Genomic DNA, 15,267 nt, shown 5'->3' on the forward strand with positions numbered 1-15,267 from the left:
AAATTTACATTATTTATATATAATAGTTTTATAATCTAATATTTTATATAAGTATTGATTAATAATCTAAAGTGTCATTATTTTGAAGTTGAATTAATATCGAAAAGCCCTAGCCCTGATAAAAGCGGCATCCTTTTACTTTTTTCTTTAAAAAGTAAAAGATACTGCGAATAGCAGGAATAGCTCCTAAAAAATAACATTTACTATGAAAAATTTCAATCCCGCTGACAACATTCAGGATTTACAGTACTTTGGCGAATTTGGTGGTGTCAATCCATCCATTTCAGATTCATCGACCTATACATTTCTTTCGGCCAAAACAATGTTTGATACCTTTGAAGGCAACATGGAAGGTTGCTATTTGTATTCCCGCCATTCGTCACCGAGTAATTTGTATTTGGACAAAGCATTGGCGGCAATGGAAGGAACCGAAGCGGCCAACGTATCGGCTTCCGGTATGGGCGCCATCACTCCTACGCTGTTGCAATTGTGCGGCTCGGGTGATCACATTGTTTCGAGTAGAACGATTTACGGTGGCACGTATGCTTTTCTCAAAAATTTCACACCGAGATTGGGCATTCAGACCACTTTTGTAGACATCACTAAACTGGATGCTGTTGAAGCGGCAATTACGCCACAAACCAAAGTTTTATATTGCGAAACGGTGAGTAATCCATTGCTTGAAGTTGCAGATATTGCTGGTTTGTCTAAAATTGCAAAAAAATACAACTTAACATTGGTGGTAGACAATACGTTCTCCCCGCTTTCGGTTTCGCCAGCCCGATTGGGTGCAGACATTGTGATTCACAGCTTGACCAAATACATCAACGGAAGTAGTGACACCGTGGGAGGAGTTACCTGTGCCTCCAGGGTATTTATTGACAGTTTAAAAAATGTAAACTCTGGTGCAAGCATGCTACTGGGGCCAACAATGGACAGTTTACGCTCGGCCAGTGTGATGAAAAACATGCGAACCTTGCACATCCGAATGAAACAACACAGCTATAACGCCCAATATCTTGCCGAACGTTTTGAAAAAGACGGCATCAAAACGGTATATCCCGGTTTAAAAAGTCACCCAAGTCACAAATTATATGCTGGCATGATCAATCCTGAATACGGTTTTGGAGGGATGATGACATTGGATGTGGGCACATTGGAAAAAGCCAATGCGGTAATGGAATTGATGCAGGCCCGCAATTTGGGTTATCTTGCCGTGAGTTTAGGATTTTACAAAACCTTGTTTAGTGCGCCAGGAACCTCTACATCATCAGAAATTCCATTGGAGGAACAACACGAAATGGGATTGACCGATGGTTTGATCCGTTTTTCTATTGGACTGGACAATGATATCGAAAGAACCTACCAGATGATGAAATCTTGCTTGGAGGAATTGAAAATTTTACAAATAGAATCGCTTACGGCATAATCTTTTTTATTTACAGCAGTTATTAATTCTTTTGAATCCGTTACAGCATTTACTGCAACGGATTCTTTTTATATTTATACATTTCAAAAAAATACCTCTCAAAAACATTTATTGAGAGGTATTTTTTTAGGTGATTTTGTTTTATAATTGCTGCAAATTGAGCTTACTGTTTTTACGGCTGAAACCAAAGTAAATAATCAAACCTATAATAAGCCAAATCGTAAAGTAAATCCAGTTCCAGACGCTTAGCTCAGCCATCATATAAAGACAACAGATTAAACCCAAAAGCGGAATTAACGACAGATTTTCTTTGTAAGACCAAACCAATAATCCAACCATTACAATCAGGAAAATCCACATTGGTATTTTGTGTTTGAACAAATCAAATCCACTTTCATATTTAACGGAGTCCGGTATTGGCAATCCTGCAACGACAGTAGCATATTTGGCATCATCTTGCTGGTATTGACTTAACAAATGCTCAACATCCAATTTTTCGGTAGTACTATTTTTTCCTTCAATACTCAATAAATAATTATACACTTTTTGAGTTTCAGTCTTATTCAATGAGGTAATAATAAATTCCGAATCGTTGATTTTAGTTTTATTGGTTATAAAACCCATGGTGGCATCTTTATTATACCCAAATGAGAATACCAAAGCTATTACAATCAATATCGGAAAAATATATTTTGAATTGATATACGGCGTTTTGAATTTTCCTCTCGGAATATCTGTTCTGTTTTGCAAAGCCAATACACCGGCACAAACCAAAACAAAAGCAAACAAAGTTCCAATACTGCACAAATCGGTAACCATGGTCAAATTCATAAACAAGGCTGGAACGGCTACTACAAATCCTGTAACAATAGTGGCATAGGAAGGCGTTTTAAATTTAGGATGCACTTTTGAAAAACGTTTCGGCAACAAACCATCACGGCTCATACTCATCCAGATACGGGGCTGCCCCATTTGAAAAACCAACAACACACTCGCCATGGCCACAACAGCACTCACGGCAATAATTCCCGACATCCATTTCAGATGCAATTGATCAAAGACAAAAGCCAACGGATCACCAACATTCAGACTATTATAACTGACCATTCCGGTTAGTACTAGCGCAATAGCAATATAAAGTACTGTACAAATAATGATGGCCCACATCATACCACGAGGCAAATCACGTTGTGGATCTTTACATTCTTCGGCAGTCGTAGAAATGGCATCAAAACCAATATAGGCAAAGAATACTGCCGAAACTCCTTTTAAAACACCAGAAACTCCATTGGGTGCAAAAGGATGCCAATTGGTAGTATCTACATAAAATATCCCAACAGCAATAACCAAAAGAACAATACATAATTTTACGACAACCATTATGTTACTCGCATTACGAGACTCTTTCATACCACGATAAATTAATGCAGTAATCAAAACAATAATCAATAAAGCCGGCAAATCTGCCACAAAATGGAAAGAACCAATAACAGGCGAAGTAGTCCAGGCCGTATAGGCATTTTGCAGGCCGGAACTAAGATTTTCGAAAGTTTTTCCACCTTCCATCAAAGCAGTTGCATCTTTAAAACCGTTGGAAGCGGTCAAATAATCCATCTGAACCCATTGAGGCAAATCAATTCCGCCACTGGATAGCAGTCCCGTAAAGTAATCACTCCAGGATATCGCGACGGTAATATTCCCGACAGAGTATTCCATAATCAATGCCCAACCGATAATCCAGGCAATTAATTCTCCAAAAGCAACATAAGAATACGTATAAGCACTACCGGAAACCGGAACCATCGAAGCAAATTCGGCATAAGCAAAAGCAGCAAAACTACAGGCAATAGCAGTAAACAAAAACAGGAATATTACGGCTGGACCACCGTCAAAACTGGCTTTACCGATGGTACTAAAAATACCGGCACCCACAATTGCTGCAATTCCAAAGGCAGTTAAATCTTTGGCAGTCAAATGTTTTCCTAGTGCATCATGCCCTTCCAGATTGTTTTTTTCTACTTGTTTTAAAATATCCTGAACTGTTTTTTTTCTAAAAAGCCCCTTTAATGCCATGTTGTAAATTTTACCGTTAAAAACTGTTATTTTGTATTTTTTGCAATATTTTTTTAATAAAACAATAAATCTATTAAAGCCCAAATATATAAAACAAATTCCATCTATAAAGCCCGCTTCTTATTTTTTTATATTATTAGGATTAAAATAAAATATCTTTCTTTTTTATCTTAAAAAAAGTCAAATATACATTTATAAAAGAGTAATAAGCAAAATTATCTTCAAGTTTTCGATAAAAATAATTAAAATCTCAACATTTTGTAAATTATAACGGAATAAATAAAAAAGATATAGTTTAATTACTATACATAACAACTAGAAATAAAATCAAACAATTAGTTTGAATATCAAGATCTAATTGAATCAAAATGATCTAAAAGAATTACTTTCGGATTGAATTACTATTAATTCCTCAAATCTTGAACAGCAATTATAATAGAAAAACCTATCCCACAAACTAATTTTATATATGCCTTTTTCCGCTACCCGAGTTTCATGGGACACCAATGTAAAACACTACGTCCGTAACGGATTAATTGACAACTTACCCAATACTTTAAAAGCTCAAATTCCTAAAACAAATCGATATCGATGGAAACGGGAAGCTGATAACAAATATAAAGGCTGCGAAGTTGCCCATTTTATAAAAGAAGAGTTGGAATTGATAAAAAGAACGGGAGAATCTAGAAATGCAAAAAAGGTTATGGAAACCTATTTTAAACTATCAGATACCTATCACAAAATCACGAGCAGTGTCAAAGGCTCTAAAAAGCAAGTGGCGTTACAAAAAGAAAAAATAGTCAATGCCATCGAAAAGGCAAAAGAGTTTGTGCCTATTGCAACAGCGTTAAAGATTTTCAATATTTCGAGAGCCACTTATCATAATTACAAAACAATTGTCATTAACAAATGTGATGCTTCTTATTTTTTATGGTGTATCAAACAATATCCACACCAATTATTAAAAAAGGAAATTTTCCAAATCAAAAACTATATGGAAAACAAAACGTATTCACATTGGTCAAAAGCTTCCGTTTATTTATTGGCATTACGAAATAAAGAAATTTCCTTTTGTCTGACCACTTTTTACAAATATGCCAAACTTTTAGGGTATGCCAAACCAAGGCACTTGCAACCTAAAATAAAATATTCCTCGTTTAAAAGTTTGAGACCTAATGAAATATGGTGTGCCGATGTGACAATATTAAAAACATCTGACGGTAAAAAACAGCACATTCATTTCCTGATGGACCATTATTCCAAGATGATTTTGGGTTACAGCGTTGAAAAGAGCTCCAGCCCAAAAGCCATTAAAAAGCTATTGCAAGAAGCTTATTTAAAATACAAAAACAAAGACCCTATCACTCTTGTAACTGATGGTGGAGTAGAGAATTTAAACAAAACGGTTCAAAATTTTTTACGCACTACCGATCCAGATATAAAGCACCTTATTGCTCAAAAAGATATTCCTTTCTCCAATTCTAAAATAGAAGCCTTTAACAAAATTATCAAACACCAGTTTTTATTACCTCGTAATTTAGAAGATAGAAAGCAACTTATAAATGCTTTAGCGGAAGATGTTCCTACTTACAATACAATCCGTCCACAATATTCCTTGCAGGGTAATACCCCAGCTGAAACATTCTCGGGAAAACCTTTGGATATAAGCCATTACAAATCCCATTTTGATAACCAAAGGAAATTGAGAGTAACCCAAAATCTAAAAAATAAATGCACAGGATGCAAATAATATTAAAAAACAAAACCTAATGCTAGATAATTCCAACTTTAGGTTTTTATTATTTGAACAATTTTTAGTAATGTTACTTTATTTAAAACGATTTGTAACACCCTCATCTTTAAGAACAATTCCTTATATGGGACGATTTATTATAAAAGAATCGCGTTATTAGCAGGGCACTTTTTTTTAAAAAATATTTTTTTTGATGGTTTAATTACTGCTTCAAAGTGAGACAGTGTTCCGTGAGATTTCAAAAAATGTGGAGTTTTCGATTGAAACCTCGATGGTATTGATTGGAGTGTGTAAATAATACGTTAGTACGGGGAGGTAATTTGATGTTTAAATCGGGGAATTTAGCATTGAAATAGCCGATACAGGGAGGAAGTGGGTCGTAAATTTTGATTACGATTATTTTTGACACTTCATAACAAATGCAGGAGCATCTTGCCAAATAACTCGATGTTTAGGCACAATAAAAGCACAAAAAAAACAACCCGAAGGTTGTTTTAGTTTTGACTGTGATAGTTAATAAATAGTTGTTGATTTTCAAAATGGCATAAATAATTAAGTAATAATATTACCGTTGTATCTCATCTCCATAGGTATTTCCTAACTCATCCTTTAAATAAACACTAATAGCTTCTAAATATTGTACCATTTGATTGTCATTAAGATTTAAATAATCCACAGCGTCTAAATATTCTTTAAGAATACCTTTTGGATTTGAGGCTCCATCATCTTTAAAAATATAAATTTTTTTATTATTAAAAATAAAAATTCTACGTGAAAAATGCGCACCCTGACCCTGAAAAGAAAAAACTCCATTCACAAATTTAAAGTTTTTTCTATTGATTAAATTGAATACATTTTTCCCTGCATTAACATTTTTTGTATTGTAAGCATTTTCTAAACTTAATGCGATACTATCTGGAACGTTAACTCTTTGAAAGGGATTCTTTGCTTTTTGACCTGAAACGGCAATATGAATAAGCAAAAACAATACGATAAAATTTTTTCTCATAATAATTTACAATTTAAGTAATTTTGATTGCTCAATTATCTTCTTTTCTACTTGTACAGGTTTAACTTCTCTATCTTTACTGACTTTTCCAGTTTGTTGTGCTTTTAAATCCTTATTGATTTCTGCTTTATTAGTTCCGTGTACTGCCTCATGTCCAGCGATAGCCCCAATTGCTTCATCTAGACCAAGACCTTCTAGTCTTTTTCCAGAACCTTCCTTAACTGCATCTTTTATTGAGCCTTCATAAATAGTTGTAGTAGCTTCTGTAATTCCATAAGTCCCGTCTGCATTAACTTTTCGTCCGTAATTATCACTCTCGTTTAGATTACCTTGTACCGTTTCTCCATAAGTAGTATGTACTCCATCAGACTTGGTTTCAATCTTTGCTTCGGAACAAAACTCTAGGTTTACCTTAATGTCAGATTTTGACATATTTGCAAGCTGTGAAGAGCCTTCAGCGGTAAGTGCCATTGAATTTCCAATTCTTTGCGTATCATAAGAAGCATTTGCACTCCATTTTAAAGAACCATCTGAATTAGTTGTGTAAGTAGCTTTTTTTCCATCAGTACCAACAATCCACGTTGGCGCCATCCCATCTGGGTCAATAAACCTTATAGGATTATTAAAAGCATAGTTGTAAGGACTAAATCTCCTCATTTTCTCCGCTAACGGGTCAATATTCATCCATCTACCAATTGCAGGGTCGTAATTCCTTGCCCCATAGTCGTACATGTTAAGCCCCAGCTCGTCTTGTAACTCTTTTCCGTTGTACTTATACTTATAAGGTTTTATGAATTTTCCTTAAATAGGAATTAGTGCGATTTGCCAATGATTCTATAATTCAAAGAACTTTCTTGGTTACGAAAATAGAGGTAATTCTGTAATAATCCTAACCAATGGAGCATAAAAAAGCCCTATCAAATTAATGATAGGGCTTTGAACATTATCTTCCTTTTTCGTGGTGATGAGGTTTTAACTTTGGATGCTTCGGTTATTTTATTTTGGAGTTTGGAACATCAATTCCTTTAAAAAACTCTTCCAAACTAACATCCAGCACTTTACATATTTTTATTAATGTTTTTAACTCAAAATTAGCTCCAGTTTCTAATCTCCAATATGCTGAACGACTCATTTCCAAAGCAAATGCGATGTGTTCATAATTCGAGTATCCTTTTGCTTTTCTTAGTTCTTTTAGTCGCATTGCGATTAATCTAAGCTCTTCAATATTGTCTTTTGGAGTTGAATCTTTCATACTCCAAATCTCATTATTTCGTCTGTTTTGTGGTACTCTTAAATAAAGTACACTATATAATAGAATTTTATTTATATTTGTCTGAATTTTAAACCATACTAAAAACACAAAAATGAATAAACCATTCACAATTCTTATTAGAATTTTCATACTTGGTGTAACGCTTATTTGCGCAGGAGCCTACATGTTCCGTAATCATTTAGACAATGAATACGCCAAAGACCACCCAAAAACAAAGAACATTGAAGAATTAAAAACATGGGCGCAAACAGCAATTATTCAAAAATATTGCGAAGACTACTCTTATGCAAAATCCATTCAAAATGAAACAAGCCAACAGCGAGAACTAAGCCGTGTCAATAACAGCAGATATTTATCTGTACCGCAATTAGTTCGAAATGTCATTGAGGACAATGATTTACCCGACAGTTACGCTGACGAATTATTCCATTACGTTGACAAAGAAATAGATAAATGCGAATAATCTAATTATTGAAATAAAGGAGTCTTACTATAGGCTCCTTTATTTTTTTACAACGGAAAGAACTTATTTATCATTTCCCGCTGTTGAAGACTGTCAACTTTGATATACTTTTCAGTGGTTCCAGGCCACTTATGCCCCGCTAGTTCCTGAACTTGTTCCAATGGAATTTTCTTTTCATTGAGCCAATTGCAGATAACACTGATGCGAATGGTTCTTGGGTTGAGGCTTTTATCTGGAAACAATGGCTTTAACGGCTCGATAATCGCATGGATTCCATCAACTGAAATCGGTTTCCCCAGTTTGCTCAACAGTAATTTATCGGTGTTGCATCTCAGTAATTCAGGTCTGATTTCATTGATGTATTTGGAAAAAACTATCATTTGCTTATTGAGTAATTCTAGGGTTCTGCGGTTTTGGTTCGTTGAAGCTTTGACATAGACCGTTCCTGCATCCAAATCAATGTTTTCAACTGTTAGTTCTGCCAGTTCTTCGCTGGTCAATCCCTGATAAATGAGCAGTGACAGCAGTACGCTGTTTCTGGAATCTAAGAACTGATAGCGGTTTTCACGGGTCAAAAGCAATTGCAGTTCTTCACTGCTGAACAAATCCTGAACCTGTACCGTTTGATTTTGCTTGTTTTTGATGGTCAGCTGTTTGCAGGGATGTTCGTTTCTAAGTCCTGCCATCACTAGGAAATCATAATACTTTTTGATTGCTGACAGGATTCTGACCCTGTACTGGATATTGGTCTGCTTTCGGCTCACTTCTTCCATGTAACTCACAATATTTTGAAACGTATATCTTTTGGCTTTGGGATTGGTTTTTAAAAAGTGGTTAATGGTGTACAGATAGCTGTCTGCTGTTTTGGTTGTAAAGTTTTGATTAAGATATGTTTCCAACGATAATTTTGTCATAGGCATTTTAAAATGTTGTTATTGGTTTTCTTTTTTTGTTTTTGATAGCGTATAAATAGGTGGTGTTTATTTGGGAATGTCCCAGAAAACCCCTGATAAACTCAATTCCTGCGTTATTTTCCCCTAAGTGGTACGCAATGCTGTGGCGTAGGCAATGGAGCGTTATTTCTTTTTGGATTAGGTCATATTGCTGGGTTTGTTCTATCATTCTCTTAAGGATTTCGTTCAATTGTTCACCGCTGGTGCGCTTTCCTTTGGCATTCACAAACAAAGCGTCTTCCAGTACCGTTTTTCCCGCTAATAGCTGATAACGCTCTTCAATTATGTATGTCTTTAGGTGGGCTATAATGCTGTTGCTCATGGGAACTTCACGTCTTTTGTTTCCTTTTCCCTTTCTGACAATGAGCATTCCTGAACTCAGTTGAATGTCCTTTACATCCAAAGCCTCTATCTCGGAACGTCTGAGACCACAGCCATAAGCAACCGACAGCAAAGCTCTTTCCAGTCCGCTCTGGCAATGTTGATATACCGTTTTGATTTCTTCTACAGTGAGGACATTTCTTGATTTTTGGTTTCCGTTACCATAGGTTGGAATGAAAAACCCCTTTTCAATAGCTTTGTTTTCCAATAGATTCAGAACAAACAATCCCAAAGCGAATACGTGAAATTTGATAGTCTTTTCCCCTAATGTTCCCGTGCCTCGCTTTTTGGGTCTGGTGGTCAAATACTCAAAATAGCTTACGAATTCTTTGCTGGTCACTCTTTTGATTTTAGTAATTCCCGATTCCTCCAGCCAGATAAGAAACTCCGATACTACATTCTGGTACATTTCGGTGTTTCCTGTTTTGTAATTCCTGACTTTGATAAAATGGTCGTAATCGTTGAGGTGGTTCTGAAATGCTGGGGTCTTTATCGTTTTTTTCATATTTCTTTTGGTTTTTAAATTATCATTTCAAAACTTTCCTTAAGCGCACTCTCCAAATCTGCGAACACTAGCGTTATATCACCTGTAATTACTGGGCTTCCCGTGTTCTTTTAGGTGATTTTCAACTGGTCTAACTGTTCGTTGAGGTCTTCCTTAATCTTGAATTTCAGCTTTTCCATATTGTCCCAGTAGCTAATCACATACTTAAATCCTTTGTTTGGAGAACCTTCAACAGCTTGAATGTATTCCAATTCCTGCAAGGTCTGAACGTATTTGAAAGCTGAGGTCTTGCTGATATTGAGTTCCTGTCTGATTTCACGGGTCGTAAAACGGTGCGTTGTTCCGCCCGTCTGGCTTCTAAGAAATCCTTTGAGCTGTTCGAAAAACCCTCTGGTGCTTTTATCGAGTTCGTCCACTTTGATGATGATGGGACTAAAGAATATCTCAACAGCCTTTCTTATGTCTTCTTTGGTGGCTATCAATCTGCCTTTACTGTCCTTTTTGCGTTGGTACTGATTTAAAATGGTTATTTGGGACACAAAGTTCTGGAACTGAACATTTAACCTTCTGAGCATTTTTGCCTCCAGCGGGAGCATCAGTTTATCAGCAAAGGGATTGACCACTTCGTAGGATTTCAGTACCCGCATAGCATTTCTAAGGAGCTGTTTTGCCTGCTGTTCACTGTCTGAATTGCTCACGCCTGATATTTTCAGGTTTTGCGCCTTGATAATCCTAAGGGTCTGCTCTTGGCTTTCGTCCACTCCCAAAACCACCGAACGGCTCATATTGTCATAATACACCTCTGCTTTGGTCGTGGCGGTAAGGCTTGCAAAATGGGCTTCAACCTTTTTCATCTTTCCTCTGGTGTTGCCCAGCATATCCTTTACCACCGTTGAGCTGGTCAGAAACTTAGCCGACTGCATTTCACGAAAAGCAAATTGCGCTTCTTCGTCCAATCCATCAAAATCCTGAATGACAATGAATTTGTTCATTAGTTCCTTATCCCTGTAATGGTAGAGTGATTTGCTGGTAATTCTGGTCATGTTCATTACGTCCTCCTGTGGCATGCAGTCTGCTATTGCGTTGATGAGGTGGCTTTTACCCTCTCCACTGCTTCCCTGTATCAGTCCGTGCATCAGATACGGCATTTTGTAGCTCGATGCCAGTACAAACATCAGGAGTCTGTTTTCTTCTTCCCCTACGATTCCGCTTTGTCCCAGCAGTTTGTCCACACTCTCAAAAAGACGGGGTTTGGAAAGGAATTCTATTGCTTTCTCGCTTGCTTGGGGTGTTAGCTCCTTTTGAGAAAATTGGTCGGTTACGGGGTTCATTTCAGCGTTGAAGAGTGATTCCCTGTAGTTTTCCAAAAGGTCTGTGAACTGCACCAAATCGGCTTCCAAGAGATTCCCGTCAAATCCCTGTTTCTCATTTAGTTCCCTGCACTGGTTCTGGACATTCGTAAAATCAAACAGGTCAATTTTCAATCGGTGTTTCTTTTGGCTTTCCTTTTCCACTATTTGAAGCGATACCCTGAGGTTGCCCAAATCCATCGGCAGACTGCCAATCACGTAAAAGGTTCCCGTTTTTCCTTTGAAACTGATTTTGTAATCTCCCAGAATCTCCAGCGTTGGAATAGTTTTTTCTCCTTTTGGGTTTTGCAGTAACTCGATGATTCCATCAGCTCCGTAATTCAGCCACATATCATTCATGCTGTGTCCCTCTGGGAGCTGAATCATCTGTATTGGCAGTTCTGGTCTTATGTTCTGTATTTGTGTTCTTATGTTTTTCATGGTCTTAACGTTTAATGATGATGATTTCTTCCAATTCGTGCAGGGCTTTGATGGCTTCTAGGTGCTGGGGCAGTAACTCCCCGTTGTGCAGGGCTATGACCGCCTCTCGGTTCTCCAGTGTCTTGGACTGCATCAGACTGGCGCAGTCGATTACCGTAGGGGCGATATACAGCCTTTTGGTGAGCGTATTTGGATACGTTGGATAAATGCCTTCGCTGTTGAGGTATTCTTCCTTAGGTGTTTCGAGCTTGAAGCGTAAAGCAAAATAATTTACAATCCTATTTTCTTTGTCCACCAGCGGAAAAATCAGTCCGTACCTTCCAAAAGCAGTGTACGGTGTCATTGTATCATCTCTCACGCCTGCATCGCTCTTTTTAAGCATTCCTAAAGCCTCAAACCTGTCTTTGAACTCTTGGTCTCTGTTATGATGGAATTGTCCTGAATTGAAGCCTATTCTTAGCTCTGCGTAATCCAGTCCTATGTTTTTTAAATATTCTTTTGGCTTGGTTGCCTTGGCACTTCTGATGCCAGTTTCAAAGGACTGGAACAGCATTTCTAAATTTTCCATAAACTTCATTTTTTAAGATTTTGACACGTAATTTTTTGGCACAAGAAGACACCCTCGGGTATTGCACCGAATCTGTAATCTGAAATAAAAATTTGATTTTTGAGCTTGGTTGTTCAGCTTTACAACCTACTCATTTTCCAGTCCTTAGCTTTCGGAATGGAGAAAAGATTCTTGCAATAATCTTTTCCTTTATTTTTGTTTGACAAAGGTAGGTGAATAAAATGTAACTCAAAAATATGTAAAAACTTACAAATATTGTTTTACTAATTTGCTAACTTAATTAAGTTATGAAAATTCATAAAAATTAGATAAATAGCTAATAACCAGTATTTTAACCAAAATACATAACTTAATCTAGTTATGTATTTTTCTTCTTTTGAAGAATTCTCAAAAAATAATTAAAAAGGCACTTAATTTTTGCGAATAATTTTTTGACTATATAATTAAATAATAGCCCTGCTGTACAATTGAAGAACCGTAGGAGCATAAAACTTATTGCCGTGTCTGGTTTTGAAGTTGAGTTGGTTAAGATAATCTGCAATTTGTCTATAGCTCATTTCTTTCTCTTTGCAATTAAGGATTATTGACTGAGCCTGACGATTTCTGTCGTTGTTCATGGCATTTTCCTTGATTTTATTAACTCCTTTGGCTCTCGCTTCACTAGTTAGATTTTGCGGATTCCCCAATTTTACCCCTTTTTTCTTAAGTTCTGCAAGCGCAACCTTAGTTCTGGAGCTGATAAGCTTGGCTTCCTGCTCGGCAAGTGCCGAAAAAATATGGATGGTGAAGTTATTGGCTGATGGCATGTCAACAGCCAAAAACTCGATTCCTGCATCCATTAGAGAACTTACAAAGCTTACGTTCCTTGCTAATCGGTCTAATTTTGCTATGATGAGAATTGCCCCTTCATTTTTTGCTTGTTGAATCGCTTTGTGAATTTCTACTCGTTCACGTTTGTTTGTTCCTGTCTCAATCTCAGTATATTCGTTCAAAATAATTCCTTCTTGACCAATTACGTATTTTTCAACGGAACTTTTTTGCGCTGACAACCCTAATCCAGAGATTCCTTGTTCTTTTCTGCTCACACGATAATAGGCGATAAACTTTTTCATATTGTTATGCTTGATAAAATCTTAAACGGTCGTTTGTGATTTATTACACTCCAAATGTCCAGGTCTAATTTGGATTATCCTAGAAAAATCCTGGATTTCCTGGGCTTGCGGGATTTTTGGAGAATTTGGAACACAAAAAAACGAGGGGATTAGCCTCGTTCTTTGGATTGCAATAATTTTTGAAACTCTGAAAATTCTTGGTCGGTCAAATCTTCCATTTTAAAGTGGATGGGTAATTTTAGCGGTTGGGACACCAAAATCCTTTTTAGCTGGGAAAGCTTAAGCTTAATTCTCATCGGTTGTGATGTTTTTGCTATTACTGATAAAATCCCAGTCTTCTCCAGTAAGTCCGTCCTTTGACATATAGAACAACCCAGCTTTGTATCGGTCGTATTTGCTCACATCAACTCTGTCATAGTTGAAGTAATCCTGAATATCCGTTACAATCTGCTCATGGAGCTTTTTGTCTTCAATATGGATTACAAAATGATTGTGATAGCCTTTTCTGTTTGTGAACGACTCTGTGGTAAAAAACAGTTTTATTTCGGTTGAAATACCATATTTATCAGTCAAATAATCATACAGACCGTGCATTTGCTTGAAACAGCTATTCTTGTTGCGCTCCGCTTTATAGGCTACTGTAAAGAAAAATGACCATTCCATTTCCCAAAATGTATTCTGAAAACTGTTTTTCTCTGCCAGACAATCGATAAGGTTTCTCATGGATTGGTTTTCTTGTCTTAGGATTTTGTTCTCATCGAACATGACTTCGCTGTCAAAATATCTGGCGTGGTCAACTGGAAACAATCGCTTTCCATTTGGTTTTTTAGTTTCCGCAAATAAATCTTCATTCTTTTTGTAGAATCGGTAAATCGTACTTTTGCTTGCTTTTGTGCTTTTTATAAATTTCTTTAAATCATCATATTTCATTTTATTAGTTGGTTAGTATCTCGTTATTGTCAGATACAGGAACTCCATACAAGGTAATTAGTCAAGCATCTTTACAATAAATACTATCAAACTTTGAAAAGTGTAGCCTTTTGGCACTTTTTTTTGAAAAATATTTTTTTAACTGGAAAATAAGTGTTCCAAAATGAGACACTGGTCGGTGGGATTTCAAAAATTGGGAGATATTTCATTTATCACACAGTAGGTACGGATTGAATATGTGTACATTTCGCATGGTCGGGGAGGTAATCTGAGGAACTAAATCGGGGAATTTAGTATTGAAATAGCCGATACGGGGAGGGGGTGGTCTATCAATTGTTTTCCGAATCACGTTTGAGACCACAGAACAAATACAGGAACGTCTGATTGAATAACTAGCTGTTTTGATACATTATAAAACAAAAAAACAACCCGAAGGTTGTTTAGTTTTTGACTGCGATAATAATGTAAATTATTGATTATCTACAAATGTCTTTCGAAATAATTATGTACCAACACATCTGGAACATTACCAACTCTTCGGAGAGCTATGAGTATTGAATGTATGATTATCGTTTCCAATTGTCACTTATTGTGTCAATTTGTATTAACACTATTTTTTTGTTCTTAATTTGATATCTATATAGTGGAGGAAAATCTTCTCTTGAAGAAAAATTATTGACTACAAAATTATTAACGTCTTTTCTTTTCATTTGATAGTAACTTTTTCCCAACTTATTTTTATCTAGAATCGCTAAAGGTTTAAGTGTTTCGTCTTGGTAAATCCCTGAAATACTGTCGAATTTAGAAACCCCAGGGCACCTAATAAGGTTAAACAACGTATCATTTCCTTTTTTCTCAAAATTAACTACATATAAATACGTATCATCACCTGAATTTTTTATTTCAGGCAGAGGAACTTTATTTTGATATTCTATAATAACTTTTTTAAAATCCATTGATAATTCGTCTTTTTTACATGATATCAATAGTATTTGCAAGAGTAAACAAAGTGTTATCCTTTTCATTTT

General features: G+C 36.2%; 13 protein-coding genes and 1 pseudogene. 3 read left to right on the top strand and 11 right to left on the bottom strand.

Annotated features, from left to right (window positions below; genetic code table 11):
- The first annotated feature begins 205 nt into the window (after nucleotides 1–205).
- The gene (locus OLM57_RS15855; protein WP_264564664.1) at nucleotides 206–1,429 is read left to right on the top strand and encodes an aminotransferase class I/II-fold pyridoxal phosphate-dependent enzyme; all 1,224 of its coding nucleotides are present in this window, start codon (nucleotides 206–208) and stop codon (nucleotides 1,427–1,429) included.
- Between the two features lie 141 nt (nucleotides 1,430–1,570).
- Here OLM57_RS15855 and OLM57_RS15860 read toward each other — a convergent pair whose 3' ends face one another.
- Nucleotides 1,571–3,502, bottom strand: a complete 1,932-nt coding sequence (locus OLM57_RS15860; protein WP_264564665.1) for an amino acid permease — start codon at nucleotides 3,500–3,502, stop codon at nucleotides 1,571–1,573.
- 469 nt (nucleotides 3,503–3,971) lie between these two features.
- Between OLM57_RS15860 and OLM57_RS15865 the strand changes: the two genes are divergently transcribed.
- On the top strand, nucleotides 3,972–5,252 hold the full coding sequence (locus OLM57_RS15865; protein WP_264564666.1) for a DDE-type integrase/transposase/recombinase: 1,281 nt from the start codon (nucleotides 3,972–3,974) through the stop codon (nucleotides 5,250–5,252).
- A gap of 568 nt (nucleotides 5,253–5,820) precedes the next feature.
- Here the strand turns inward: OLM57_RS15865 and OLM57_RS15870 are convergent.
- The 3 genes and pseudogenes from OLM57_RS15870 to OLM57_RS15880 all read right to left on the bottom strand — a co-directional run bounded on the left by OLM57_RS15870 (nucleotide 5,821) and on the right by OLM57_RS15880 (nucleotide 7,516).
- The gene (locus OLM57_RS15870) at nucleotides 5,821–6,264 is read right to left on the bottom strand and encodes a hypothetical protein (protein WP_264564667.1); all 444 of its coding nucleotides are present in this window, start codon (nucleotides 6,262–6,264) and stop codon (nucleotides 5,821–5,823) included.
- 588 nt (nucleotides 6,265–6,852) lie between these two features.
- Nucleotides 6,853–7,047, bottom strand: a pseudogene (locus tag OLM57_RS18720) (RHS repeat domain-containing protein); the annotation flags it as partial.
- 208 nt (nucleotides 7,048–7,255) lie between these two features.
- Nucleotides 7,256–7,516, bottom strand: coding sequence for a helix-turn-helix domain-containing protein (locus tag OLM57_RS15880; RefSeq protein ID WP_264564669.1), 261 nt, complete (start codon nucleotides 7,514–7,516; stop codon nucleotides 7,256–7,258).
- A 112-nt stretch (nucleotides 7,517–7,628) separates the two neighbouring features.
- On the opposite strand from OLM57_RS15880, the gene OLM57_RS15885 reads away from it, so the two are divergent.
- Nucleotides 7,629–8,000, top strand: a complete 372-nt coding sequence (locus tag OLM57_RS15885) for a hypothetical protein (protein ID WP_264564670.1) — start codon at nucleotides 7,629–7,631, stop codon at nucleotides 7,998–8,000.
- A gap of 47 nt (nucleotides 8,001–8,047) precedes the next feature.
- Here the strand turns inward: OLM57_RS15885 and OLM57_RS15890 are convergent, their stop codons facing one another.
- The 7 genes from OLM57_RS15890 to OLM57_RS15920 all read right to left on the bottom strand — a co-directional run bounded on the left by OLM57_RS15890 (nucleotide 8,048) and on the right by OLM57_RS15920 (nucleotide 15,264).
- On the bottom strand, nucleotides 8,048–8,914 hold the full coding sequence (locus tag OLM57_RS15890) for a tyrosine-type recombinase/integrase (protein ID WP_264564671.1): 867 nt from the start codon (nucleotides 8,912–8,914) through the stop codon (nucleotides 8,048–8,050).
- A gap of 7 nt (nucleotides 8,915–8,921) precedes the next feature.
- Nucleotides 8,922–9,839, bottom strand: a complete 918-nt coding sequence (locus OLM57_RS15895; RefSeq protein ID WP_264564672.1) for a tyrosine-type recombinase/integrase — start codon at nucleotides 9,837–9,839, stop codon at nucleotides 8,922–8,924.
- 110 nt (nucleotides 9,840–9,949) lie between these two features.
- Nucleotides 9,950–11,629 carry a hypothetical protein gene (locus OLM57_RS15900; RefSeq protein WP_264564673.1) on the bottom strand — a complete coding sequence of 560 codons (1,680 nt, stop codon included), beginning with the start codon at nucleotides 11,627–11,629 and terminating at the stop codon, nucleotides 9,950–9,952.
- 4 nt (nucleotides 11,630–11,633) lie between these two features.
- On the bottom strand, nucleotides 11,634–12,197 hold the full coding sequence (locus OLM57_RS15905) for a hypothetical protein (RefSeq protein ID WP_264564674.1): 564 nt from the start codon (nucleotides 12,195–12,197) through the stop codon (nucleotides 11,634–11,636).
- 443 nt (nucleotides 12,198–12,640) lie between these two features.
- A complete protein-coding gene (locus OLM57_RS15910; protein ID WP_264564675.1) occupies nucleotides 12,641–13,309 on the bottom strand; it encodes a recombinase family protein in 669 nt (222 codons plus the stop codon).
- A 285-nt stretch (nucleotides 13,310–13,594) separates the two neighbouring features.
- Entirely contained in the window at nucleotides 13,595–14,239 is a 645-nt protein-coding gene (locus OLM57_RS15915; protein WP_264564676.1) for a hypothetical protein, read from the bottom strand.
- 566 nt (nucleotides 14,240–14,805) lie between these two features.
- The gene (locus OLM57_RS15920; protein WP_264564677.1) at nucleotides 14,806–15,264 is read right to left on the bottom strand and encodes a hypothetical protein; all 459 of its coding nucleotides are present in this window, start codon (nucleotides 15,262–15,264) and stop codon (nucleotides 14,806–14,808) included.
- Nucleotides 15,265–15,267: the final 3 nt, after the last annotated feature.

Origin of the sequence: Flavobacterium sp. N3904, assembly GCF_025947305.1 — a bacterium.
Classification (GTDB): domain Bacteria; phylum Bacteroidota; class Bacteroidia; order Flavobacteriales; family Flavobacteriaceae; genus Flavobacterium.

Bases quoted from the DNA above. Each gene is read 5' to 3' on its own strand.
- OLM57_RS15855 (WP_264564664.1), top strand. From the start codon at position 206: ATGAAAAATTTCAATCCCGCTGACAACATTCAGGATTTACAGTACTTT.
- OLM57_RS15860 (WP_264564665.1), bottom strand. From the start codon at position 3,502: ATGGCATTAAAGGGGCTTTTTAGAAAAAAAACAGTTCAGGATATTTTA.
- OLM57_RS15865 (WP_264564666.1), top strand. From the start codon at position 3,972: ATGCCTTTTTCCGCTACCCGAGTTTCATGGGACACCAATGTAAAACAC.
- OLM57_RS15870 (WP_264564667.1), bottom strand. From the start codon at position 6,264: ATGAGAAAAAATTTTATCGTATTGTTTTTGCTTATTCATATTGCCGTT.
- OLM57_RS15880 (WP_264564669.1), bottom strand. From the start codon at position 7,516: ATGAAAGATTCAACTCCAAAAGACAATATTGAAGAGCTTAGATTAATC.
- OLM57_RS15885 (WP_264564670.1), top strand. From the start codon at position 7,629: ATGAATAAACCATTCACAATTCTTATTAGAATTTTCATACTTGGTGTA.
- OLM57_RS15890 (WP_264564671.1), bottom strand. From the start codon at position 8,914: ATGACAAAATTATCGTTGGAAACATATCTTAATCAAAACTTTACAACC.
- OLM57_RS15895 (WP_264564672.1), bottom strand. From the start codon at position 9,839: ATGAAAAAAACGATAAAGACCCCAGCATTTCAGAACCACCTCAACGAT.
- OLM57_RS15900 (WP_264564673.1), bottom strand. From the start codon at position 11,629: ATGAAAAACATAAGAACACAAATACAGAACATAAGACCAGAACTGCCA.
- OLM57_RS15905 (WP_264564674.1), bottom strand. From the start codon at position 12,197: ATGGAAAATTTAGAAATGCTGTTCCAGTCCTTTGAAACTGGCATCAGA.
- OLM57_RS15910 (WP_264564675.1), bottom strand. From the start codon at position 13,309: ATGAAAAAGTTTATCGCCTATTATCGTGTGAGCAGAAAAGAACAAGGA.
- OLM57_RS15915 (WP_264564676.1), bottom strand. From the start codon at position 14,239: ATGAAATATGATGATTTAAAGAAATTTATAAAAAGCACAAAAGCAAGC.
- OLM57_RS15920 (WP_264564677.1), bottom strand. From the start codon at position 15,264: ATGAAAAGGATAACACTTTGTTTACTCTTGCAAATACTATTGATATCA.